Below are 23,932 nucleotides of genomic sequence, written 5' to 3' on the forward strand. Positions count from 1 at the left end.
CTAGCCCAGGAGCGATATCGGGCCCGTGGCAGGCGTTTCGCTCTCGGAACGGATCCAGGCATTCCAGTCCAGCGGGTGGACTGAGGGCCGGCCCAGCAGGTACCCCTGCGCCGCCACCATGCCAAGGCCGGTCACGGCGTCGAGTTCTTCCTGCGTCTCCACGCCCTGGGCGCCAAGGGCGGCGTCGATGTAGTGCGCCAGTTCGTTCATGGCTGCAGCCCTCAAGCGCTGGCCCTGGGAGCTCTCAATGCCCGCAATGAAGCTCCGGTCCAGCTTGATGATGTCCGGGTGAAGCTCCAGGACCTGGTCCATGGACGTGAAGCCAACCCCGGCCCCGTTGACGGCGATCCGCAGTCCGCGCTGCCGCAGGGGAGCGAGGGCGGCAGTCAGCGCCCCGTACTGGTCGAAGGGGATCGGCCCGTTCAGGTCGATGACGATCCGGTCCATGGCCAGCTGGGAATGGTCCAGCAGCCCGGGGATCCTCGGGTCCGCGCACGTTGCCGGGGTCAGGTTCAGGGCGATGAACATGTGCTCCGGCACGGCCTGCGCCGCAGTGAGGGCGCGGTGCAGTGCCGCGAGCTCAAGGTCGGTGCCCAGCCCCACGGATTCTGCCTCGCTGAACCAGTGGTCAGCGCTGGCACCGTCGTCGCTGACGAAGCGGGTGAGGGCCTCGACGCCGATCACGTGGCCCTCCGGAAGCCGGCGGATCGGCTGGAACGCGGTCATCAGCATCTTGTCGGCAAGGATGGCTTCAATCCGGTTCCTGCTGCGCCGGGTGAAGGGCACCGGCTCAGGCACCGCCACGGCCTGGGGCCGTGCCATCTCCGGGATGGCGCCGTTGTCTGCGTTGGCCAACTCCGTGGTGGCGGTGAGGTGCTCGAGCAGCACGTGTTCCGGGTTGTCCGGGTGGGCTTCGAACAGGGCGCGCAGCTGCTGGCGGGTCCACTCACTCGCCGGGTCCGATTCGGCAAGCAGTTCGGTGATAATCTGGCGGGCTTGCCAGCGCACAGTGAGTTCCCCACTGTCCCCCGGCAACGCTGCCTGGGCCCCCCAGCCCGTGGGTAGTGAGGTTGTCAATGCGGGAAGGGCGTTCTCGTCCCAAGACATCGGCTATTCCTTTATACGTACTGGTACCGGCTGAGCCCGGAACCCGGCCAAGCGCCATCACCGCTGCGGGTGCGGGCAGTTGGCCGTGGAAGAAGACTACAACGCAGCTGACCTGCTTGTCCCCCGTTTTTTCGAACCGTGCCAATTCGTTACTGCCGGCTGCCCGGGCCGGGCCCGCGACCCCTGAACCGGCAAATCCTCCGGACCTAGTCGATGCCGGCGAACAACTCGTTCAGCTCGGCGGTCAGCTGCTTCCGGAGCGCCGGCGTGCCGATCTCGCGGCCGTCGATGTGGTTGACGGGAGCCAGGAGCCGGATGCTGGAAATCAGCCAGACGGCGTCCGCGGCCACCAGGTCCTGGGGCTTCAGGGGGCCGTACCCCAGCTCCCAGCCGGCGGCCTTGGCCGCGGCGAACAGGGCGCCCTGCGAGGTTCCGGGGAGAATGCCGCTGTCCAGCTGCGGGGTGACGAGGCGCTTAACTGTTGTTCCGGCGTCGTTCTTCTCAACGTTCGCCAGCAGCACGGTGGATGTGGGGCCCTCCAGCACGCGGCCGTCGGAGGACGTGAAGATGACGTCGTCCGCCCCCTGCTTGTGGGCGTGGCGCAGCGCGGCCATGTTCACGGCGTAGGACAGGGTCTTGGCGCCGAGCAGCAGCCACGGGGCACGCTCGGCAGCATCGCTGTCATAGCCGCGGTCAAGGAGGATGACGTCGATGCCGGTTTCGCGCTGCCGCCGGCCAGCGGCTGCCACGGGGGACACCTGCACCCAGCATGTGGGGGCGGCGGCGCCCTCCACGCCGCGGGTGACGATGAGTTTGACCACTGCCTCGTCCAGCTCCGGGGACGGGGCCGGGTTGTCGGAACGGAACGCCCTGACGCCCGTCTCCACCGCGCGGCGCCAGTGGTCCTGCCCCGGGATCTCAAGATCCAGTGCCTCCGCCGAGCGGGCCAGCCGGTCCAGGTGGGCCTGGATCTTCCGGGTGTGGCCGGCGACGGCGAGCATGGACTCGAACACCCCGTCACCGCGGGTGGCGCCCAGGTCCGTGGCCATCAGCTGCGGCTTTTCGGGATCGGCAAGCCGGCCGTACTCATAGTCCGGATCCAGGAACACCAGCACTGTGTGAGAGGTACGAGAGGTCATGCCTCAAGCTTAGTGCGGCCGGTGCCCGATAGGCTGGCCTCACCGCTCCATACGGAATGGCTGCGAGAGTAAGACATTACGGGGGTTTCAACTGTGTTGTGGCCATTTCCGCTGGCGGAAACACTGCCGGCGTGGCTGATCCTGCTGCTCAGCGGCGTGGATCTGGTCATCAGGGTCCTGGCCGTGGGCATCATCCCGGGCAACCGGCGGCCCACCACCGCCATGGCCTGGCTGCTGGGCATCTTCTTTGTGCCGGCCCTGGGCCTCATCCTGTTCCTCCTCTTCGGCAACTTCAGGCTGTCCCGGCGGCGCACGGAACAGCAGCAGCTGGTCAACGAGCGGGTCCGCGGCAGCGTGGAGCTTTCCCACGTTGCCAGCGAGTATTCCGGCCCCGAGTGGGTGCAGTCCGCGGCCGAACTCAACCGCCGCCTGGGCTCGATCCCCATGGTGGACGGCAACCAGGTGGAGCTCATTCCCGGATACCCGGACACCATCCAGGCCATGGCCGCGGCCGTGCGGAAGGCCAAACGCTTCGTCAACGCCGAGTTCTACATCATGAGCACGGACCACGTCACGGACGACCTGCTCACGGCACTTGAGGAGGCGGCGGACCGCGGCGTCGAGGTGCGCGTGCTGTTTGACCACATCGGGACCCTGCGCGTGAAGGGCTACAACAAACTGCTGAAGCGGCTCAAGGCGAGCCGCATCCAGTGGCGGCGGATGCTGCCGCTGCTGCCCATCCATGGCCAGTGGCGCCGGCCGGACCTGCGCAACCACCGCAAGATCATGGTGATCGACGGCGAAGTCGCCTTCACGGGGTCGCAGAACCTGATCGAGCCCTCCTACAACAATCCCAAACACCGCAAGGCCGGCCGGGAGTGGATCGAGCTGATGGCGTGCCTGCGCGGCCCGATCGTCCCTACTCTGAACGTCGTCTTTGCCACCGACTGGCTCAGCGAGACGGACGAGTCCCTCGAGGACCAGCTGCAGCTGGCGGCGCCGCCCGCCGGACGGGTCACGGCGCAGGTGGTGCCCAGCGGCCCCGGCTTCACCACGGAGAACAACCTCCGGCTCTTCAACACGCTGATCTATTCCGCGCAGCACCGGATTTCCGTGTGCAGCCCCTACTTCGTGCCGGACGACTCCCTGCTGTACGCCATCACCACTGCGGCGCAGCGGGGAGTGGACGTGGAACTGTTCGTCTCCGAGAAGGGCGACCAGTTCCTGGTCCACCACGCCCAGCAGTCCTACTATGAGGCCCTGCTGCGGGCCGGAGTCCGGATCTACCTCTACAAGGCGCCGTTCGTGCTCCACGCCAAGCACTTCACCATCGACGACGAAGTGGCGGTTCTGGGCTCCAGCAACATGGACATGCGCTCCTTCTCCCTGAACCTCGAGGTTTCGGTGATGCTGCTCGGCGAGGACATCGTCAACAGCATGCGCGCCGTGGAGGACACCTACCGCGACATCTCCCATGAGCTCCTGCTCGAGGACTGGATGCGCCGGCCCCTCGCGGCACGGTACGTGGACAACGTCGCGCGCCTCACGGCCACGGTCCAGTAGAAACGGCCGAATGGAGCCTGGAGTTTTTGTCCACTTGTCGCGACCTGGAGGCCCCTGAACCCGCGATAGGTGTACGAAAACTCAGTCCGGGAAGGCGGAGCCGAGGGTGGACAGCACGCCGTAGGCCTTGGTGCGGATCTCCTGGTACTCGTCCTCCGGCACGGAATCGGCGGTGATGGCGCCGCCGACGCCGAGGCTGAGCCGCACCTGTTCACCTGCGCCGCTGTCCTGCACCGTGCCGCTGTCCTGCACCACCAGGGTACGGATGGCCACCGCCAGGTCCGTGGCCCCGTTGAGCGAGAAGTAGCCGATCGCGCCGGAATATACGCCGCGCGGGCCTTCCTCCAGCCGGTCCAGGATGGCCATGGTGCTGATCTTCGGCGCCCCGGTCATGGAGCCGGCCGGGAAACAGGCGGCCACCGCCTCGGCCCGCGGCGAGCCCGGCAGGAGGACGGCATCGATGGTGCTCACCATCTGGTGCACCGTGGCATAGCTTTCGATCTCGCAGAGCCGGCTGACAGTCACCGACCCGGGCTCGGCGAAGTGGCTGAGGTCGTTCCGGAGCAGGTCCACGATCATGATGTTTTCCGCGCGGTCCTTGAGGGACGTAGCCAGGTCCTCGCGGAGGGCGGCGTCGGTTTCCGGGTCAGCAGCCCGGCGGCGGGTTCCCTTGATCGGTTCGGCGCGCATGCCGCCGTCGGACGCTATCCGCAAAAAGCGCTCCGGGGACGTGCTGGCCACGGTGAGTCCGCCGAACCGCAGGTAACTCGCAAACGGTGCCGGATTCCGGCGGCGCAGGGCAAGGTACGCGGCCCACGCGTCCAGCGCCGGCACCTTCGCTTCGAGGGTGGTGGTGAGGCAGACCTCGTAGGAGTTACCTTCCGCGATCTGGTGCTGGGCTTCGGCGATCTTGCGCTTGTAGCTCGCCTCGCTGTCCCATCCGGCGAAGGCCGGGGCAGGGGCCAGTGCCGCGGCGTCTTTCTCCGGCAGGGCGTCTTCCGCCGGAAGTACGACGGCGTTGCTGCCGCCGGCTTCCGCTGCGCCAGCCGCGGCACCAGTCACCGCGTCGCGGGCGCGGGTGAGCCAGTCTGCGGCGTCGGGGGCGTCGAGGGCAAGCAGCCAGACGGTGTTGTCGGTGTGGTCCAGGACCACGGCCCGGCCGGCAAAGACCAGCCCCGCATCCGGTGTGTCCGAGGCGATGTCATGCCCGCCGGTTTCCCGCTTGAGCTCATAACCGAGGAAGCCGAGCCAGCCCAGCGTGAAATCGCACGGGTAGTCCTCGTGCCCGCGGACCGCCTTCCGCCCCCACACCGTTTCCAGCCAGCGGAAGAACGGGCCGGACACGGTGGCCGTGGCGCAGCCTGCGGTGATCCATGTGACACCGGAACTGTGCAAAACAGACTGGCCGAAGGTGCCTCCGTCGTCGGCCAATATGCTGAAGCGGCTGCGTTCCGCAGCGGGGGTCTCCTTGCCGGGAGCGGCCGGGCCGGCGAACCGCAGAGACGAGTCCAGCCAGACCGCATTGCCGGAAGCGCCGTACAGGGCATGGAAAACTGTGGCCGGGTCGGGGCACGCTTCAAGGCGCTCGGACAGCAGGCGCAGGCCGCGCCTCGAAGACAGCTCAGGAACCAGCGCGGTGCTGAGCGCCGGAAGGTACGTGAGCGCCTGCAGGGTGTCCGCCGGGGCGGTGCCGTCCGCGCGGTTGAGCACCCGGACGTGGGCGTGCTGCGGGATGTCGTCCACAGCCAGGAGTTCAGCCTCCTGGCTGGCCCACTGGTCCCAGAACGGCTCGTACGTGTCGCCGTCGCGTTCGAGCGCGCGCAGGCGGCGCTCGCCGTCCGGCGAGTCTGCCCAGATGACGGCGTCCAAAAAGGGCCTGGCCGCCGCCGCTGCCGCCCCCACGCCCTCCACGATCACAATCTCGGCGGGCAGCGTGACCCGCGGGCCGCCGTCGCAGTGGTTGACCCAGTCCCAGCTCACCCAGGTGGCCGCCTCGGCGCGGCTCAAGGGTTCCAGCACGGTGCGCACGTAGCGTTCGATGCCGGCAGCCAGTCCGTCCCAGCCGGGATAAATGTCCTCCAGGTGGAACAGTGAGACCTTGCGGTGATTCCGCAGCCTGGCCGCGAGCTCAATCGCCAACGTTGTTTTACCTGCGCCGGACCGCCCGTCAATGGCGATGATCACAGGTGCGGGGGTCATGAAATAGAGCGTACCTGCTGGCTGTCCTCAAGATGGACGATGTGAAGCTCGCTGCCCGCTGCCGGGCGACCGTGACGCTTGCCCTTACGGCCCCTGCGGTCATCGACGTGCAGCAGGTCATCCATCTGGAGCGCGGCCGGGGCCGTGGCGGCCTCGTGTTCGCCGGCAGCGACGGCGTCCTGTACGTAACGGACAATGCCGGGCACCGCCGCCTGGACCTGGTCCCACACCGCTTCGAAGTCTGCGTGGCCGCCGTACCATGGGTCCTCAATGCCCTGTTCGAGCGGGTCGCAGCCCTCCAGCGCGGGGTCGAAACTGCGGAGCATGCGGACCCTGGCCCGCGCCTCGTCGTCCGGGGCGGAGGCGCGAAGCCATCCGTAGTGGTCCACGTCCAGGGCAAGGATGAGGTGCCGCTCGGCGAACCATTCGGAGCGCCATTCCCTCGCAATGTGCCGGTCGGAGACAAGGTTGTGGGTGGTCAGCTTGCGGGCGGCCCGCGGGTCGATGGGGCGGCCTGCCTCGTAGGCGGTGGTACCCGCGGAGTCAACGACCACCACGTCCTCGAGCCCGGCTTCCATGAAGGCAGCCTCGAGCATCAGCTCGGCCATGGGCGAGCGGCAGATGTTGCCGGTGCAGACGGCGATGACGCGGTATGGGCTCGTCGTTGAGTTCATGGGGATAGCATGCTGGATCAACCGCCCACTTGGCTAGTAAGTGAGCTTATTATCAGCAAGCTTTGTAAAGTTGGCTGGTTTTGCTGTCACAAAATTGCCAAAGCGGCGTCCCGGGCTTTAATGCATGACGGCAAGTGCGACGCCCAAGGCGACGAAGAGGACGCCGAAGATCCTGTTGAGGACCGTTTGGCCGTGGGCGTCGTGGGTGAAGCGCTGGAAGGACTTTGCTGCGGCCGCGAAGAAGAACCACATGACCAGGATGTCGATGAGCACCACCGTTGCCGCAAGGACGGCGTACTGGGGCAGCAGGGGGTTGGCGGGCCGGATGAACTGCGGCATGAAGGCCAGGAAGAACACAATGGCCTTGGGGTTCAGCAGATTGACCCACAGTCCCCGGCGGAACATGGACCAGGCCGGCTCGTTCCTGAGCGCGGCCACCTTCTCCTGGTCCAGGTCCGGTTTGCGCAGGAACTGCCTGATGCCCAGGTAAACGAGGTAGGCGGCACCGGCGTAGCGGATGGCGTTGAAGGCGACGGGGGAGCCGGCAACCAGGACGCCGACGCCCAGGGCCACGACGATGACGTGCAGAACCAGGGCAGCCTGCTGCCCGAGGATGCCCCAGATGGAGCGCCTGAACCCCACGGTCAGCGAGTTGCTCATGGTGTTGATGGCGCCTGCGCCCGGGGTGAAGCTGATGAGGACGCCGGCGCCCGCGAGGGCCAGCCACAGGGAGAGTTGCACCCATCAAGTTTAGTGCGGGTGCAGGGCGCGCGCTTTGGGCACTTGCACGACGCCGGGCACCGGGTCTGTGTGCCGGCGCCGGCCCTATGCCCGGGCGATGACCTCTCCGTTGGGAATGAGGAACCAGCCGTCGTCGGTGGAACCCCAGCGGTGCCAGCCGGCGGAAATGCGCGTGAGGTCCGCCTCCTGCGCGAAGCCGTACTCGAGGGCCTGTTCCGCGAAGGCCGAGTGGAGCACGCGTTCGCCCCACACCCTGGCCTGCCAGCGGCGCTGCTGCCCGGTGGCGTAGAGCCAGTTGCTGCTGCTTGGCGCCACGTCGGTGAAGCCGGCGGCCTGGGCCCACGAAACGAGCCGGCGGCCGGCGTCGGGCTCGGCGCCGTTCCGGCGGGCGATCCGCTGGTACAGCTCCATCCACTCGTCGAGCTCCGGGATGGCCGGGTACCAGCTCATGCCGTGGAAATCCGCGTCGCGGACCGCAACGATGCCGCCGGGCCTTGCCACCCGCCGCATCTCCCGCAGCGCCTCCACCGGGTCGGTGAGGTGCTGCAGGACCTGGTGGGCGTGGACCACATCGAAGGTGTCGTCCTCGAATTCAAGGTCGTAGATGTTGCCCGCCACGAACTCCACGTTCCCGACGCCCCGGTCGGCTGCCAGCTCGCGGGCATGGGCAATCACGTCGGGGGAGCGGTCCAGCCCGGTCACATGCCCGGGGGCAACCAGCAGCGCGAAGTCGCACGTGATGCTGCCGGGGCCGCAGCCGACGTCAAGCACCGATACGCCGGGGGTGAGGTGCGGGATGACGAACGCCGCCGAATTCTCCGCTGTCCGCGCTGCATGGGCCCGGACCACGGACTCGTGGTGGCCGTGGGTGTAGACGTCTTCCGGCTGCTGCGTGCTCATAGGGAAACGCTACTCCGTCTCCGTCTTTCGGGCAGGCAGCGTCCCGGGAGGTTATGGCGCGCCGGAAGCTTCCTTGCCGGCCTCGATTGTGGCCGTGATCATCGCGTCCATGAAGCGGGCGGCTGTCTCGAGTTCCTGCGCCGTGAATGCGGCCATGGCGCTGTCCATGTGGCGGGCAAGGGGCAGGAACATGGCGGAGCCGTCGCGGTATGCCTTGTCCGTCATCCGGAGCTGCACCTGCCGCCGGTCCTGGCCTTCCCGCACCCGGACTAGGTGTCCGGAACCGCACAGCCGGTCGATGAGCGCCGTGGTGGCCGGGGAACTGAGGTTCAGTTCCTTCCGCAGGGTCCCGGGAGTCACGACCTCGCCGCTGGCCGCGTGCCTCATGACGGCGGCCAGCGCGTTGAGGTCCGTCCGGTGCATGTCGTTCCGGCTGCCTGCAGAGTCAACGTAGCGGTTGGCCTCCAGGGTGAACTCCTGAAGCAGCCGGATCAGGGGGTGCTGGGTTCGGGGGCCTGAGGGATAGGGTCCATTGGGCTGCCGCGGAGCGGCAGGCTTCTCCGCCATGGCCGCCTCCTCTCCTCAATGTCGCCTTCCGGAGTTTACCGCCCGGCCGCCGGAGGGGACCGCGCAAGGTATATATCTCTATGATCGAGATAGTTTATGCTGGAACCATTATCGACGACGGCGGAACGGCCGCCACGCCCAGGAGGTCACCGGATGAAGCAGGCAGCCCGCGCTCCACGAGTCCCGTTCTGGCTCCGCTGGCTCATTCCGGTGGTCCTTGTCGTCGGCTGGGTTGCCATAGCCGGCGTCGGCGGTCCCACGTTCGGCAGGCTGGACGAAGTCTCGTCCAACGACCAGGCGACCTTCCTTCCGGCCGGGGCGGAGGCCACCGAGGCCCGCGAGTGGCAGCAAAAGTTCCAGGACTCCGGCGAGGTGCCGGCCGTCGTCGTCATTGAAAGCTCCAGTACCCTCACCCATTCCCAGCTGGGTGCAACCGCCGACCTGAAGGCCAGCATTGAAGACCTTCGGGTGGGCAGTACGGTGGTGGGGCCGGTCCCTTCCCAGGACGGGAAGGCCGTGCAGTTCATTGTCTCCGTTGCCGCAGCGGAGCCCGCCGACGCCGTCGAGGAGTTACGGCGGGAGGTGCGTGCCGGCGCTCCGGACGGCACGCAGACATTCGTCACCGGTCCCGCCGGGCTGGCGGCCGACCTCACCGGAGCTTTCGCCGGCATCGACGGCATCCTGCTGCTGGTGGCGCTGGCGGCGGTGTTTATCATCCTGCTGGTTGTTTACCGGTCCCTGCTGCTGCCCTTCATTGTGCTGCTGACCTCGGTGTTTGCCCTGTGTGCCGCCATCCTGCTGGTGTTCGGCATGGCGAAGGCTGGCTGGATCCAGCTGAACGGACAGAGCCAGGGCATCCTCTCGATCCTGGTGATTGGCGCCGCCACCGACTACGCGCTGCTCTACGTGGCCCGGTTCCGTGAGGCACTTGAGCACACGGCCAACCGCACCGCCGCCGCAATCACTGCCTGGCGGGCATCCTTCGAGCCGATCCTGGCGTCCGGTGCCGCCGTGGCCATCGCGCTGCTGTGCCTGCTGTTTTCCGACCTCAACTCCAACAAGGCGCTGGGACCCGTGGCGGCCGCCGGCATCGTCTGCTCGCTTTTCGCGGCGCTGACCCTGCTCCCGGCCTTCGCCGCTCTTCTCGGACGCGCCGCCTTCTGGCCGTTCCGGCCGAAACTGCAGCCGGAAGATGCGCGCGAGCCGGAACTCGTTACCGGGCTGGAGGGCCAGAGGGGGCTCTGGCGGGCAGCCGGAACACTGGTGTCACGGCGTCCCCGTTCAGTGTGGGTGGCATCCGTGCTCCTGCTCGTCGTTGCATCGGCAGGGGTCATGCAGCTGAAGGCCAACGGCGTGCCGCAGACTGCCGTCATCCTCAGTGCCTCCAATGCTGTCGACGGGCAGGATGCCCTGGCGCGCCATTTCGACGCCGGCAGCGGCAGTCCGGTGGTGATCGTTTCCAGCCAGGCGACAGCCGGGGAAGTCCTCGAGGCAGTCAAGGCCGTCGACGGCGTGGGGGCCGCCTACCTTTTGGCGGAGGGCAGCGTGCCCATTACCGGAGCCCCGGGTTCCCCTGCCAGACCGGCCGTGCGGGACGGGAGGGTGTTGATTAATGCCACCCTCGATTTCGCAGCCGATTCGGACGCCGCGGAGCAGGCCGTGTCAGCCATGCGGAACAGCGTCACCCAAGCGGATCCTGGGGCCCTCGTCGGCGGCGTGACCGCCACCGCGCTGGACACAAACACCACGGCGCAGCGGGATCTTGCCACCATCATCCCGGTGGTTCTCGCCGTCATCCTGGTCATCCTCATGCTGCTGCTGCGGTCCGTCCTGGCGCCCGTCCTGCTGGTGGCGTCCGTGGTTCTTTCCTATGCGGCCGCGATGGGCGTTTCCGCCCTCGTGTTCAACCATGTTTTCGGCTTCCCCGGAGCCGACGCCACGGTGCCTCTGTTCGGCTTCGTGTTCCTGGTGGCCCTGGGCGTGGACTACAACATCTTCCTGATGAGCCGGGTCCGCGAGGAGTCGCTGAAGCACGGGACGAGGCCGGGGATCCTGCGCGGCCTGGGGGTGACGGGCGGCGTGATCACCTCGGCCGGCGTGGTCCTGGCCGCCACGTTTGCTGCCCTGGGCGTCATCCCCATCATGTTCCTGGTGCAGCTGGCATTCATCGTGGCCTTCGGCGTGCTGCTGGACACCGTTCTGGTGCGCTCGCTCCTGGTGCCGGCCCTGGCCTACGACCTCGGCCCGCGCATCTGGTGGCCGGGCAAACTGGCCCGGCGCGAACCGCAGGAAACAACAAAGGCGGCCGAAGTGGCGGAGGCGGGCGTCCGCTAGGGCTTGCGGGAAGTCCCGGTGGCAGTCCCCGCGGGAGCCTCCGCGGGGGTTCCCGCCGGGACCCGCCCTGTACCCCGAGCCGCGGCGAGCTCCGCCCGCCACCATTCCACGGTTTCCCTGGCGGCAGCGTGCAGGGGCGTCGGGTGGAGGCCCAGAAGTTCCTCGCTGGCCTGTGAATCCATCACGAACGTCCGCTGGAACTGGTAGAGCATTTCGCCCAGTTCCCTCATGTCGGGCGAGAAGCGCCCCAGGGCGCGCACCGCCCACCCCGGCACCGCCCGGACCGTCGGCGCCGGCACGCCCGCAGCCCCGGCGAAGGCCTGGGCGATCTGCCGCTGGGTGAGCGGTGCATTGGTGGGCGCGTGCAGCACCCGGTTCCAGAGCCCGGGTTTCGCCGCGGCCCGGATCATCGCCGCTGCCAGATCAGGCACGTACGTAAACGAATGCGGCTGGTCAGCGTTGCCCACAACCTGCAGCGGACGTCGGGCAAGGATGGCCGGCACCATGCGCTCGCCGGCGTGGGCCATCCGGACGCGGGGGCCGAAGAAATCACCGGCCACCACGGAGACCGTGTTGGTGGGGCTCGCCGCCCGCGCCCGCAGCAGCGCCGTCCGGATACCGCGCTTGCCGGCCGCTGCTTCCCTTGGACTGGCTTCCGTCATCACCTCCCGCGGGTTGCTGTAGGAGTAAAGGCTTTCGGGAAAGACGACGACGGCGCCCGCCTCGCCTGCCGCCGCCAGGACCGCCTGTTCGGCGGCCGGCAGCTCCCGTTGCCACGCCGCGGCACTGTAGGAAGAGCCATGGATGCAATGGAAGACCGCAGCCGCGCCTTCGAAGGCGTTCCCCAGCATGCCGGGGCTGGAGACATCCGCCTTCAGCTTCTCGATCTGCGGGTGGTCGGGGCCACTGCCCGAACGGGTGAGGACCCGGACCCGCCCGCCCTGCTCTGCCAGTTGCTCCGCCACCGTCCAGCCGACGGGGCCGGCACCGGAGACCACATAAAGACCGGACATTTGAAAGTTCTCCTTCTTTGCGGGTGGCGCCCTTTGGGGTTGTCCCGACGGGCCGGACCTGGGACCGAGAGCACTGCTCTCGAATTAAAGGATGCTGCCGCCGGGAAGCAAAGTCAAGAGCACTGCTCTCAATTGTTGACACTGCTCTGATCCGTGCCATGCTGGGCTCATGCCATCCACTCCGCAGGCTCCCGCTGGGAAGCAGCAGCGCACCCCCCGTGAACGGGCGCGGGCGCAAACCATCGCCGACATCGTGGAGCTGGGCCGGAAGCACCTGGCCGAACACGGGGCCGCAGCACTCTCGCTCCGCGCCGTCGCCCGCGACCTGGGAGTGGTGTCTTCGGCGGTTTACCGGTATGTCGGGAGCCGGGACGAACTGCTGACCCTCCTGCTCGTGGATGCCTACAACGACCTTGGGGACGCAGTGGACGCAGCCGTCGAATCCGTCCCTGCGGACGATTTCAAAGAACGCTTCGCCGAGCTGGCCCGCGCCGTCCGCGCCTGGGCCCTCCGGGAACCGGCGCGCTACGGCCTCCTTTTCGGCAGTCCGGTGCCGGGTTACCGTGCCCCCGCGGAACGGACCACCGCACCCGGAACGAGGGTGGTCACCAGCTTGGTGCAGATCCTGGACGGCGCACATCGGGCCGGCACGCACCGGGCCGGCACGCACCGGCCCGGCATCAGTGCCGCTGAACCTGCCGCCACGGCTATGCTGCCCGCGCTGGCCGCGGACCTCGGGGCGATCCGGCGTGAGCTGAATGTGGGAGTACCGGACGTTCTGCTGGCCCGCGGCACGCTCGTGTGGACGTCGCTTTTCGGGGCTGTCAGCTTTGAAGTGTTCGGGCAGTATGGCGCCGGAACCTTTTCCGCGCCGGATGAACTGTTCGAGCACCACATTGCCGTGCTGGCTGATCTGGCCGGGCTGTAGGCTGCGTTCGCCCAGGCAGGATGAGGCCGGTCCGGCCCTGTTGCTCCCCGTCCACGCTGGATAGACTGCGACTGCGCCCGGACCAGGCGCGCCAGTCCTTTCGAAGGAGTGATCAAGCGATGACCGAAAGCAGTGAGTCCGGCACTCAGGGTAAGGCCCACACCGGCTCCAGGAATCCGGCCCTCGAGGGGGACAGCGGCCAGTACGTCGAGGGTGACTACGGCGACGCCGGCGTGGCCGGTGGCGAGTCCGCCGCCGAGCCGGAGGGTGAGTACGCGGCCGGAGACTACGGTGAGGCGGGGGCGGTTAGGCCTAACACCGACGTGGAGGAAGGCGAGTATCCAGAGGGCGACTACGGCCGGGCCGGAACCGTCGGCCAGGAGCTGCCCGGAGATGAGGAGGGCGAATACCCTGAGGGTGACTACGGCGCCGCCGGCACAGCCCCGGAAGGTGGCGTCGCCGAAGACCTGAAGGATGAGCTGATCGACGGCCAAACCAATGCGCCCCGGAATGATGACGGGGGCCGGTCCTCCGGAGGCTAGAAGCTGACGGTTCACGCTCGGCGAAATCCAGCTGCCGCCGTCGAAAAACCCCCGGCTTCACGCGGATTATCCGCGCGGGACCGGGGGTTTTCCGCTGCTGCGGGAGTACTTTGAGGCAAAGTTGAGCGTACTGCACTCAACTTCGGATTGACTTAAATTCCGGGCTGAGTAAAGTTGAGTGCAGATCGCTCAAGGAGTGGGCGAACCCCAAGTTTCCAAGGAAAGAAGGAAGCAACACATGTCACGTGCAGTAGGTATCGACCTCGGAACCACCAACTCCGTTGTCTCCGTTCTTGAAGGTGGCGAGCCCACCGTTATTGCCAACGCCGAGGGTGGCCGCACCACGCCGTCGGTCGTTGCGTTCTCCAAGTCCGGCGAGGTCCTGGTGGGCGAAATCGCCAAGCGCCAGGCAGTCAACAACATCGAGCGCACCATCGCCTCCGTCAAGCGCCACATGGGCACGGACTGGAAGGTCGACATCGATGGCAAGAAGTACACGGCCCAGGAAATCTCCGCCCGTGTCCTGATGAAGCTGAAGAACGACGCCGAGTCCTACCTCGGTGAAAAGGTCACCGACGCCGTGATCACCGTTCCCGCCTACTTCAACGACGCCGAGCGCCAGGCCACCAAGGAAGCCGGCGAAATCGCCGGCCTGAACGTCCTGCGCATCGTCAACGAGCCCACCGCGGCCGCCCTGGCCTACGGCCTGGACAAGGGCAAGGAAGACGAACTCATCCTGGTCTTCGACCTCGGCGGCGGCACGTTCGACGTCTCCCTGCTGGAAGTCGGCAAGGACGAGGACGACTTCTCCACCATCCAGGTCCGCGCCACCGCCGGTGACAACCGCCTCGGCGGTGACGACTGGGACAACCGCGTCGTCGAGTACCTGCTGAACCAGCTCAAGGTCAAGGGCATCGACCTGTCCAAGGACAAGATCGCCCTGCAGCGTCTCCGCGAAGCTGCCGAGCAGGCCAAGAAGGAACTCTCCTCCTCCACCAGCACCAACGTCTCGCTCCAGTACCTCTCCGTCACCCCGGACGGCCCGGTCCACCTGGACGAGCAGCTGACCCGCGCCAAGTTCCAGGACCTGACCAAGGACCTGCTCGAGCGCACCAAGAAGCCGTTCCACGACGTCATCAAGGAAGCCGGCATCAAGCTTTCCGACATCGACCACATCGTGCTCGTCGGTGGCTCCACCCGCATGCCCGCCGTCTCCGAGCTCGTGAAGGAACTGGCCGGCGGCAAGGAGCCCAACAAGGGCGTCAACCCGGATGAGGTTGTGGCCGTTGGGGCAGCCCTGCAGGCCGGTGTGCTGAAGGGTGAGCGCAAGGACGTCCTCCTGATCGACGTCACCCCGCTGTCGCTGGGCATCGAAACCAAGGGCGGCGTCATGACGCACCTGATCGAGCGCAACACGGCCATCCCCACCAAGCGGTCCGAGACCTTCACCACCGCTGACGACAACCAGCCGTCCGTGGCCATCCAGGTCTTCCAGGGCGAGCGTGAGTTCACCCGCGACAACAAGCCGCTGGGCACGTTCGAACTGACCGGCATCGCTCCGGCTCCGCGCGGCGTCCCGCAGGTCGAGGTCACCTTCGACATCGACGCCAACGGCATTGTGCACGTCTCCGCGAAGGACAAGGGCACCGGCAAGGAACAGTCCATGACCATCACCGGCGGCACCGCGCTCTCCAAGGAAGACATCGACCGCATGGTCAAGGATGCCGAGGAGCACGCAGCCGAGGACAAGGCACGCCGCGAGGCCACCGACACCCGGAACACCGCCGAGCAGCTCGCCTACTCCGTGGACAAGCTGATCGCTGACAACAGCGACAAGCTGCCGGAAGAGGTCAAGACCGAGGTCCAGGCCGACGTCGACGCCCTCAAGAAGGCCCTCGAAGGCACCGACGACGCCGCAGTGAAGTCCGCGTTTGAGAAGCTGCAGGCTTCCCAGACCAAGCTCGGCGAGGCCATCTACGCGCAGGCTGGTTCCCCGGACGGCGCCACCGGCGCTGCAGGTGCTGAAGGTGCCCCTGCCGGCGGCAAGACGGGCTCTTCTTCAGATGAAGACATCGTCGACGCCGAGATCGTCGACGAAGAAGAGAAGAAGTAACCATGCCGCATCACGGTAACGAAGAAGAGCACAACTCTTCCCGAGACCAGGGCAGCAACCGCGACGAACCGGTCATCCGGGACCACCGCAAGGTGGACCCGGTGACCGGGGAGGCCCGCCACCCGCAGGGTGAGCAGGCAGCCTCCGCCGCATCGGCGGATTCCGACGGCGACGCCCTCGCCCAGGCTGAGGAAATCCTCAACCAGGTCGAGGTGCCCGCCGAGGAATCCGTGGCGCAGGGGACCGAAGCCGCCGCGGCGGCGGAGCTGAAGAACGACCTCCTTCGCCTGCAGGCCGAGTACGTCAACTACCGCAAGCGCGTTGAACGCGACCGCGCCGTGGCAGGGGAGATGGCCGTCATCGGCGTCCTGAACTCCCTGCTCCCGGTGCTGGACGACGTCGACGCCGCCCGCCAGCACGGTGACCTCGCAGACGGCCCGTTTGCCGCGATCGCCACCAAGCTGGAGAACGCGCTGAAGACGTACGGCCTGAGCCGCATCGATGAGACCGGCGTGGAGTTCGATCCGACCATCCACGAGGCCCTCATCCAGCAGCCCGGCGAGGACATCGAGGTTGATACCGTCAGCCAGGTGCTCCGCTCCGGCTACAAGTCAGGTGAGCGGGTCCTCCGCGCGGCACAGGTCATCGTCGCGGTGCCGGCCTAGCATTACCCCATCGAGATGGCAGTTCGCGGCAGTGATTCGAAGGGACATTGCCGTGAACTGCCATCTCGGCTCAGATTTTTGAAAGGAAACGCCATTGGCTAGCCAGGACTGGGTGGACAAGGACTTCTATAAGATCCTTGGTGTTGCCAAGGACGCTTCCGACGCTGACATTAAGAAGGCTTACCGGAAGCTCGCCCGGCAGTACCACCCTGATACGAACTCCGGGGACACTGCTGCGGAGAAGAAGTTCAAGGACATTTCCGAGGCTTACTCTGTGCTGTCCGATCCGGACGAGCGGCAGCAGTACGACGCCATCCGGGCAATGGGCGGCGGCGCGCGGTTTGCCCCGCACGGTGCGGGAAGCACGGCGAACGGCGGCTTCGAAGACCTCTTCGGCGGCCTCTTCACCGGTGGCGGCGGCCGTCACTCCGGCGGGTTCAGCACCGCCGGCGGAGTTCCGCCCGAATTCGCAGACCTGTTCGGCGGCGGCTTCGGCGGTGGCCCGGCCGGTTACCAGCGCGCACCGCAGAAGGGCGCCGACCGGACGGCCAGTACCAGCATCTCCTTCGCCGGATCCATCCGCGGCACCACCATCGGGCTGCGCGAACCCGACGGCGAGGTCATCGACGTCCGGGTGCCGGCGGGCATCAAGGACGGCCAGAAGGTGCGCGTCCGCGGCAAGGGCCAATACGGCCCGGCGGGCAACGGCGATCTCCTGGTCACCGTCAACGTCAAGCCCCATGACTTTTACACGCGCGACGGCGACAACCTCCGGATCCATGTGCCCGTCAGCTTCCCCGAAGCTGCTTTGGGCGCCGACATCGAGGTTCCGACGATCGACGGCGAGCACGTCCGCATGCGCGTTCCCGCCGGCACCCCGTCGGGGCGCACGCTCCGGGTGAAGGGCCGCGGCGTCAAGACGTCGAAGGCCACCGGCGACCTGCTGGTGACGATCGACGTCGCAGTTCCGCAGAACCTGAGCAAGGAAGCCGAGGAGGCCGTGAAAGCATTCGCCGCCGCAACCAACGGCGCGGACGTCCGGCAGGGCCTGGCAGCCAAGGCCCGGCTTTAGCGACAGGTGCCGGCCGTGGACATCAATTTCGATCAGCCGATCTTCGTCATCTCGGTGGTCGCCGAGCTCGCCGACATGCACCCGCAGACCCTCCGCCAGTACGACCGGCTGGGCATCGTCTCGCCCAGCCGGGCGCCGGGCAAATCCCGCAGGTACTCCCAGCGGGACGTGAACCGGCTCCGCGAGGTGCAAAGGCTGTCCCATGAGGGCGTTTCGCTCGAGGGGATCAAGCGCATCCTTGAACTGGAAAACCAGGTGGCTGCACTGCAGCACCGGGTGACCGAACTCAGCGAGGAACTGGCCCGCCGTCGTGAGCCGCTGGAATCCCGCATCTTCGCCGCCGGCACCGCCGGTGATGTGGTGAGCCTGGCACGGGGCCAGCGCCCCCGGCCGCGTTCGCAGGCAGTCGTGGTGTGGCGGCCCCGGGGCGACGCCTAATAATTCCTGGCTGAGCCGCTGCCCATTGCCAGAACTGGGTGCTGTGCCAAAAATAGGGTGCAGCACCGGGACGGGCCCAGCAACCGCAATGTCGCGGTCCCGGCTCCCCGGCAGAAGGGACGCAGGGTCATGACCTATATCAAGGACTTTGACCAGCTGGGACGCGGCGATCTGAAGGAGGCGGGCGGCAAGGGAGCCAACCTCGGCGAGCTGGCCCGGGCCGGCTTTCCGGTGCCGGCGGGCTTCGTGCTCACCACCGCGGCCTACCAGGACTTCGTCAACGCCAACGGCATCGCCGGCCGCATCCTCGAACTCGCGGCCCTTCCCGCCGGTGCTTCAAACGACGACTACGAGACCGCCGCACGGCAGATCCGGACGCTTTTCGCCGAGGGCACGTTGCCCGGGGAGATCAGCGGTGAACTTCGGGCAGCCTACCTGCGGTTGGGTCAGCATATGGCCGCAACAGGAGAAGATGCGGGCATACAGTCCAGCGACGGGGCGCGGGTGGCAGTGCGCTCCTCGGCCACTGCAGAGGACCTCGCCTCCGCCAGCTTCGCCGGGCAGCAGGACACTTACCTGAACGTCGCCGGGCCAGAGGCCGTCGCCGCTGCCGTCATCGACTGCTGGGCCTCCCTGTGGAATGCCCGCGCCATGGCCTACCGCTCACGGAACGGCATCGATCCATCCACCGTGCGCCTCGCCGTCGTGATCCAGGAGATGGTCGACGCCGATGCCGCCGGTGTCCTGTTCACCGCCAATCCCGCCACCGGCCGCCGTGACCAGGCGGTGATCAGCGCCGCCTGGGGGCTGGGTGAATCCGTGGTCAGCGGGGCCGTCACCACCGACGACGTCGTGGTGGATTCAGCCACGGGCAAGGTGGTCCGGCGCCGGACGGCGGAGAAGGACGTGATGACGGTCTACAGCGGGACCGGCACCACTGAGCAGCCCGTGCCCGAAGAGAAGCGCCGTGCGCCAGTGCTCGACGACGGTGCGGCTGCCGCGCTGGCCCGCCAGGGAACGGCCATAGCTCAGCATTTCGGGGTGTCCCAGGACATCGAGTGGGCGCAGGCGGCAGGCGAATTCTTTATCCTGCAGGCCCGTCCGATCACCGCACTCCCCGAGCCCTCGGACGAGGCCCCGACGGAATGGCCGCTGCCTTATCCGAACGGGATGTACTTCCGCGCCAGCATCGTGGAGCAGTTGCCGGATCCGTTGTCGCCCCTGTTTGCCGACCTGATTGACGGCGCCGTGGTGAGGTCCCTAAACGCGCTGCTGGGCGAGGCGTTCGGCAAGAACGTGGTGCGGCCCGGCGACGTCTCGCTGCCCACCGTCAACGGCTACGCCTACTACTACTACAGCAACTCAGGAATGCGGCGGGTCATGGGCCAGTCGCTGACGGCCATGCGGGCACTCGCCCAGGGCAAGGCCAATATGGGAATCAAAGGCTGGCGGGAGCACTCGCACCCCAAGTACCGCGGGACCGTGAAATTCTGGGCGGCCAAACCGCCGTCGGACCGTCCGGCCCCTGAGCTGCTGGAGGGCATTTCCGCGCTGCTGGACGCCGGCGCCGCCTACTACACGGCGGTGCAGTCCATCATCCCCATCGCCGCTACCAGCGAGATCATGTTCCGCAGCTACTACGACAAGCTCGTCCGGCGGCCCGGTGACCCGTCCGCGGAGGTATTCCTCCTCGGCTACGACAGCGAGCCGATCCGGGCGGAGAAATCACTTTACGACCTGGCGGTCTGGACCCGCGAGCGGCCACAGCTTGCAGCCGCCGTCACGGAAGGATCAGGGGCCGACATCGCCGAGGCCCTCCGCAGCGGCACGCCTCCCGCAGGCGCGGACGGCGTCCCCAACGTGGATCCGGGACAGTGGGAGGAGTGGCGTTCCCGTCTCCAGCGGCACTTGGACCGTTACGGGCATGCCGTCTACAACCTTGACTTCGTCAACCCTGTGCCGGCCGATGATCCCTCCGCGCTGCTGGAGACCCTGCGGTACTTCGTGCGGGGACAGGGCAAGGACCCGCACCAGCGCCAGCAATCCTCAGCCGACCGGCGGGCGGAGCAGGCCCGGCTGATCAGCGCCCGGCTGGGTCCCCGCCGTCGGGCCGTTTTCCGCCGGCTGCTGCGGTGGGCGCAGACAGCGGCACCGGTCCGGGAAGACGCACTGGCCGACGTCGGACTCGCCTGGCCGCTGATGAGACGGATGCTGCTGGAGCTGGGGGAGCGGCTCACCGCCTCGGGCGTCATCGCCGCGCCGGCTGACATCTTCTGGCTCCGCCTCGAGGAACTCCGCAATGCCACCGACTTTGGCCTGGCCGCGCCCGGCGCAGCGATCACCGGCGTGGACCGGCCGGCGCTGGGGGAGGCCGTTGAGCAGCGCAAGATGCTATGGCGGGGGCAGCGGAAGGCCGCCGCCCCGCAGCTCCTGCCCGAGAGCCGATGGATGGAGCGGGCATTCGGCAGCATGATGCCGGCGCGTACGGTGCAGCGGGCCGGGGACGTCATTACCGGCGTCGGCGCGAGCTCTGGGCAGGTGAGCGCACCGGCGCGGCTGCTGCACGGTCCTGACGACTTCGCCACCATGCGGCCGGGCGAGGTGCTGGTGGCGCGCATGACCACGCCCGCGTGGACGCCGCTGTTTGCCATGGCGTCAGGGGTGGTCACGGACGTTGGCGGCCCGCTGAGCCACAGCTCAATCGTCGCCCGCGAGTACGGCATTCCCGCCGTTCTGGGAACGGGCGTGGCCACCCAGCGAGTGTCCAGCGGACAGCAGGTTAAGGTCGACGGCGACGCCGGCACGGTTACGCTCGACGGTTCCGGTGCCCCGTAGGGCATCCGAAGTGAGTTTTCCACATAGACCTTATGCAGCGTCGTTTTTCCCCCAGGCCAGTGGCAAGCTCTTCGTATGGAGAACGGCACGGCTGCTGCGGAGGCGTTGGAGGCTATTGGTGCCTCGGCGTTGGCGATGGCTGCCAAGGTCCGGAGGGCCGCTGACCCGGGTGCGGCTGGCGCTGGTTTCGAGCCGGATCCCGTTGACCCTCTTGGGGAGCAGGCGACTGCATTCCTGGACGGTTTGAGCGGGGTGGCCGGGATGGAGGCCCGGCTTGCGGCTGTGAAGGTGGAGCTTGCTGCCGGGTACGTCACGGCGGACGCGGCGATGGCAGTCCCGGTTGGCAGCCCGCAGGACGCGGCCGTTCGGCAGATGGCCGTGAGGGCGGAGGTGGCCGGCGCGCTGACCATTAGCGAAGGCGCTGCCGAACGGCTGCTGGTTGAATCGGACATGCTGACCAGGGAACGGCCGATGACACTTGCCGCGCTGCAGCTGGGCCGCATTTCGTGGCAGCACGCACGGATCATGTGCGATGAGACCGAAGGGCTGTCACCTGAAGCGGCCGCAGCGTTCGAGGCCCACTTCCTGGATCCTGATGCTCCCAACGCGGCCAGGGGCTGCTTTGCCGGAGAGCTGGCACCGGCGAGATTCCGGGCCAAGGCCCGGTCTTGGCGGGAACGGCATCATCAGGACAGCATCGAAAAACGGCACTTCAAGAGCGTGAAGGACCGGCGGCTGGAATTCCGGCCGGACCGGGACGGCATGGCCTGGTTCTCGGCGTACCTGCCCGCGGACCAGGCCACCGGGATCTGGAACCGGACCACTGCCGGGGCGCGTGCGCTTCAAAGGCCTAACGAAACCCGAACCCTCAGCCAGCTCCGGGCCGATCTCTTTTCCACCTGGCTGCTCAAACCAAGCCACGGGGCCGGCGCAATAGACGGAATAGATGGTTCGCCGGCAGGCTCCGGACACGCAGCAGGATCCCCGTCCCCAGGCAGTGTCCCGGACGGTGAGGTGATAACTGGCTCCATCCTCGCTGGAGATCCGCTGGCTGGCGACGTGCAGCCTGGCGATGTGCTGGCTGGCGACGTGCCGTCCCCGCAGGCCCAGGTGCTGGTCACAGTTCCGGTGTTCTCGCTGCTCGGCCGCACCGACGAGCCCGCCACACTCGACGGGTACGGGCCGATCCCGGCGTCCATGGCCCGTCGGCTCGTCGCCGACGGCGCAACGTCGTTCTTCCGGGTCCTGGTCGACCCGCGGGACGGGGCGCCACTGGAGATCGGCCGCACCACCTACCGGCTCACCAAACCCATGCGCCAATGGCTACGCCTGAGGGACGCCAAATGCACCTTCCCCAACTGCAACAACCATTCCCTGGACAACGACGCCGACCACGTCCTCTCCTGGGCCGACGGCGGCGGCACCGGCGTCGCCAACCTCGGCCAACCCTGCCCCAAACACCACAGACTGAAACACGCCACGGCATGGCGACCGGTCGACGCCACCCGCGACAACCCGCCCGGCTGGATCTCACCCGCCGGGCGGTCCAACCGAGCCGAGTATCAGGACTGGGAACCACCCACCTGGCCGGAGAGCTTTGACCCGGGCAACTTCGGGCCGGGCGACTCTGACCCGGGCAACTTTGGGCCGGAGAACTTTAACCCGGGCAACTTTTGGCCGGGCAACTTTGACCCGAACAGCTCTGACCCGGGCAACTTTGGGCCGGACAACTTTGAGCCGGAGAACTTTAGGCTGGGCAACTCCGCGCCCGATAGCTTCCAGCCGGACGTGGCCAAGGACCTTGGCCCGCCCCTGCCTCTCGATCCCGTCCGTGAACGGCCTAGCTGGCCTCCACCGGCCGCAGCGCAGCCTAGGCAAGTGCCGCGGATTCTGCTGGCTACTTACCAGCGGCGTTCAGCAAGCCCTGCCTGGCCAGCAGTTGCCCGGGCGCCAGCCTTCTACTAAGGCAGCCTTCTTCTTCGCCAGCCTTCGATGGTGCCAGCTTTCTACGGTGTCGGTGCCAGCGTCCGGATCGGGGAGCCGTCCAGCCATGCCGCCACGTCCTCGAGCGCGCCGCCGAAGAACGCCCGGTAACTGGCATCGGTGACGTATCCCAGGTGCGGGGCCAGCAGGGTCCGGGGCGCACTCAGCAGGGGATGGCCGGCCGGTAGGGGCTCCTGGTCGAACACGTCGAGCGCCGCCCCGCGGATCCATCCCTCGTGGAGCGCAGTCACCAGCGCCCGCTGGTCCACCAGGGGACCGCGGGCGGTATTCACCAGCACGCCGTCGGGACCAAGCAGCCGCAGCTCACGTTCACCTACCGTTCCCTCAGAACGCGCCGACAACCGCAAATGGAGGGACACGACGTCGGACTCCCGGAACAGCTCATCCTTGCCCACTTTCCGGGCACCTGCGGCCGCAGCCGCTTCCTCGGTGAGGTTCTGGCTCCAGGCCAGCACCTCCATCCCGAAGGCGCGGCCGTAGCCGGCCATGCGGGTCCCAATCTTTCCCAACCCCACAATTCCAAGCGTCTTGCCGGACAGCTCGAAGCCGACGCCGGTCTGCCACCGCCCGCCGCGCAGTGCGGCCTCCTCCTGCGTCAGATTCCGGGCAAACGCCAGCAGTAGCGCCCACGTCAGTTCAGGCGCAGCTGTGGGGGAGCCTCCCGTTCCGGAAACCGTGATCCCCAGCCGGGCTGCTGCCTCCACGTCGATCGAGGCATTGGCGGCGCCGGTGGTGACCAGCAGTTTCAGCTTCGGCAGCTTCTCGAGGATCCGGCCGGGAAACGGTGTCCGCTCCCGCATGGCAATGATGATGTCGGTGTCCCGCAGCGCATCCACAACCTCCGCCTCTGTGGCCAGGTGCTGGTTGAACACCGTGACGGCGACGCCGCGGTGTTGGAGGGAACTCCAGTCGGCGAAGCTGTGGGCCACGTGCTGGTAATCGTCAAGAATCGCGAGCTTGTGCATGCTGTCCTTCTGCCGTGAAATGAGACCTGCGCCTAAACCAAGGAGGCAGGAACCCGCTGGTGCGGGCCCCTACCTCCTGAGGCTAGTCGAGTAGTAACTGGTAAGGGTTCCGGGTCGGCGTGAGTCGGCCGGG

18 protein-coding genes and 1 pseudogene are annotated in these 23,932 nt (G+C 67.5%); 10 read left to right on the forward strand and 9 right to left on the reverse strand.

Annotated features, from left to right (window positions below):
- Both BWQ92_RS11840 and BWQ92_RS11845 read right to left on the reverse strand, forming a co-directional pair.
- Nucleotides 1–1,008 carry an EAL domain-containing protein gene (locus BWQ92_RS11840; RefSeq protein WP_236782934.1) on the reverse strand — a complete coding sequence of 336 codons (1,008 nt, stop codon included), beginning with the start codon at nt 1,006–1,008 and terminating at the stop codon, nt 1–3.
- Between the two features lie 305 nt (nt 1,009–1,313).
- Nucleotides 1,314–2,246 carry an aminodeoxychorismate lyase gene (locus BWQ92_RS11845; RefSeq protein ID WP_076799729.1) on the reverse strand — a complete coding sequence of 311 codons (933 nt, stop codon included), beginning with the start codon at nt 2,244–2,246 and terminating at the stop codon, nt 1,314–1,316.
- Between the two features lie 96 nt (nt 2,247–2,342).
- On the opposite strand from BWQ92_RS11845, the gene cls reads away from it, so the two are divergent.
- Nucleotides 2,343–3,809: a cardiolipin synthase gene (cls, locus tag BWQ92_RS11850; protein ID WP_076799731.1), complete on the forward strand. Its 1,467-nt coding sequence runs from the start codon at nt 2,343–2,345 to the stop codon at nt 3,807–3,809.
- 81 nt (nt 3,810–3,890) lie between these two features.
- On the opposite strand, the gene BWQ92_RS11855 is transcribed toward cls, so the two are convergent.
- The 5 genes and pseudogenes from BWQ92_RS11855 to BWQ92_RS11875 all read right to left on the reverse strand — a co-directional run bounded on the left by BWQ92_RS11855 (nt 3,891) and on the right by BWQ92_RS11875 (nt 8,890).
- Nucleotides 3,891–6,008, reverse strand: coding sequence for a chorismate-binding protein (locus BWQ92_RS11855; protein WP_076799733.1), 2,118 nt, complete (start codon nt 6,006–6,008; stop codon nt 3,891–3,893).
- 140 nt (nt 6,009–6,148) lie between these two features.
- A pseudogene (locus tag BWQ92_RS11860) lies at nt 6,149–6,682 on the reverse strand (low molecular weight protein-tyrosine-phosphatase); the annotation flags it as partial.
- 117 nt (nt 6,683–6,799) lie between these two features.
- A complete protein-coding gene (locus tag BWQ92_RS11865; RefSeq protein ID WP_076799735.1) occupies nt 6,800–7,423 on the reverse strand; it encodes a LysE family transporter in 624 nt (207 codons plus the stop codon).
- 84 nt (nt 7,424–7,507) lie between these two features.
- Nucleotides 7,508–8,323, reverse strand: coding sequence for a methyltransferase domain-containing protein (locus tag BWQ92_RS11870; RefSeq protein ID WP_076799737.1), 816 nt, complete (start codon nt 8,321–8,323; stop codon nt 7,508–7,510).
- 51 nt (nt 8,324–8,374) lie between these two features.
- Complete coding sequence (locus BWQ92_RS11875) at nt 8,375–8,890, reverse strand: MarR family winged helix-turn-helix transcriptional regulator (RefSeq protein ID WP_076799738.1); 516 nt, start codon at nt 8,888–8,890, stop codon at nt 8,375–8,377.
- A 153-nt stretch (nt 8,891–9,043) separates the two neighbouring features.
- Here BWQ92_RS11875 and BWQ92_RS11880 point away from each other — a divergent pair, with 153 nt between their 5' ends.
- Nucleotides 9,044–11,224, forward strand: a complete 2,181-nt coding sequence (locus BWQ92_RS11880) for an MMPL family transporter (RefSeq protein ID WP_076799740.1) — start codon at nt 9,044–9,046, stop codon at nt 11,222–11,224.
- Here BWQ92_RS11880 and BWQ92_RS11885 read toward each other — a convergent pair.
- A complete protein-coding gene (locus BWQ92_RS11885; protein WP_083706289.1) occupies nt 11,221–12,237 on the reverse strand; it encodes an NAD-dependent epimerase/dehydratase family protein in 1,017 nt (338 codons plus the stop codon). The genes BWQ92_RS11880 and BWQ92_RS11885 overlap by 4 nt on opposite strands.
- A gap of 169 nt (nt 12,238–12,406) precedes the next feature.
- Here BWQ92_RS11885 and BWQ92_RS11890 point away from each other — a divergent pair, with 169 nt between their 5' ends.
- From BWQ92_RS11890 to BWQ92_RS23190, 8 genes are all read left to right on the forward strand, one after another.
- Complete coding sequence (locus BWQ92_RS11890) at nt 12,407–13,165, forward strand: TetR/AcrR family transcriptional regulator (protein WP_076799742.1); 759 nt, start codon at nt 12,407–12,409, stop codon at nt 13,163–13,165.
- 119 nt (nt 13,166–13,284) lie between these two features.
- On the forward strand, nt 13,285–13,707 hold the full coding sequence (locus BWQ92_RS11895; protein ID WP_076799744.1) for a hypothetical protein: 423 nt from the start codon (nt 13,285–13,287) through the stop codon (nt 13,705–13,707).
- Between the two features lie 238 nt (nt 13,708–13,945).
- Entirely contained in the window at nt 13,946–15,820 is a 1,875-nt protein-coding gene (gene dnaK / locus BWQ92_RS11900; protein ID WP_076799745.1) for a molecular chaperone DnaK, read from the forward strand.
- 2 nt (nt 15,821–15,822) lie between these two features.
- On the forward strand, nt 15,823–16,485 hold the full coding sequence (locus BWQ92_RS11905) for a nucleotide exchange factor GrpE (protein ID WP_076799747.1): 663 nt from the start codon (nt 15,823–15,825) through the stop codon (nt 16,483–16,485).
- Between the two features lie 94 nt (nt 16,486–16,579).
- Nucleotides 16,580–17,557: a DnaJ C-terminal domain-containing protein gene (locus BWQ92_RS11910; protein ID WP_172804281.1), complete on the forward strand. Its 978-nt coding sequence runs from the start codon at nt 16,580–16,582 to the stop codon at nt 17,555–17,557.
- A 15-nt stretch (nt 17,558–17,572) separates the two neighbouring features.
- Entirely contained in the window at nt 17,573–17,995 is a 423-nt protein-coding gene (locus BWQ92_RS11915; protein WP_076803680.1) for a heat shock protein transcriptional repressor HspR, read from the forward strand.
- Between the two features lie 129 nt (nt 17,996–18,124).
- On the forward strand, nt 18,125–20,830 hold the full coding sequence (locus BWQ92_RS11920; protein ID WP_076799749.1) for a PEP/pyruvate-binding domain-containing protein: 2,706 nt from the start codon (nt 18,125–18,127) through the stop codon (nt 20,828–20,830).
- A 75-nt stretch (nt 20,831–20,905) separates the two neighbouring features.
- Nucleotides 20,906–22,795: an HNH endonuclease signature motif containing protein gene (locus tag BWQ92_RS23190; RefSeq protein WP_083706290.1), complete on the forward strand. Its 1,890-nt coding sequence runs from the start codon at nt 20,906–20,908 to the stop codon at nt 22,793–22,795.
- 41 nt (nt 22,796–22,836) lie between these two features.
- Here BWQ92_RS23190 and BWQ92_RS11935 read toward each other — a convergent pair whose 3' ends face one another.
- Nucleotides 22,837–23,799: a D-2-hydroxyacid dehydrogenase family protein gene (locus BWQ92_RS11935; RefSeq protein ID WP_076799751.1), complete on the reverse strand. Its 963-nt coding sequence runs from the start codon at nt 23,797–23,799 to the stop codon at nt 22,837–22,839.
- Between the last annotated feature and the right edge of the window lie 133 nt (nt 23,800–23,932).

It is taken from the genome of Arthrobacter sp. QXT-31, assembly GCF_001969265.1.
Lineage (GTDB): Bacteria > Actinomycetota > Actinomycetes > Actinomycetales > Micrococcaceae > Arthrobacter.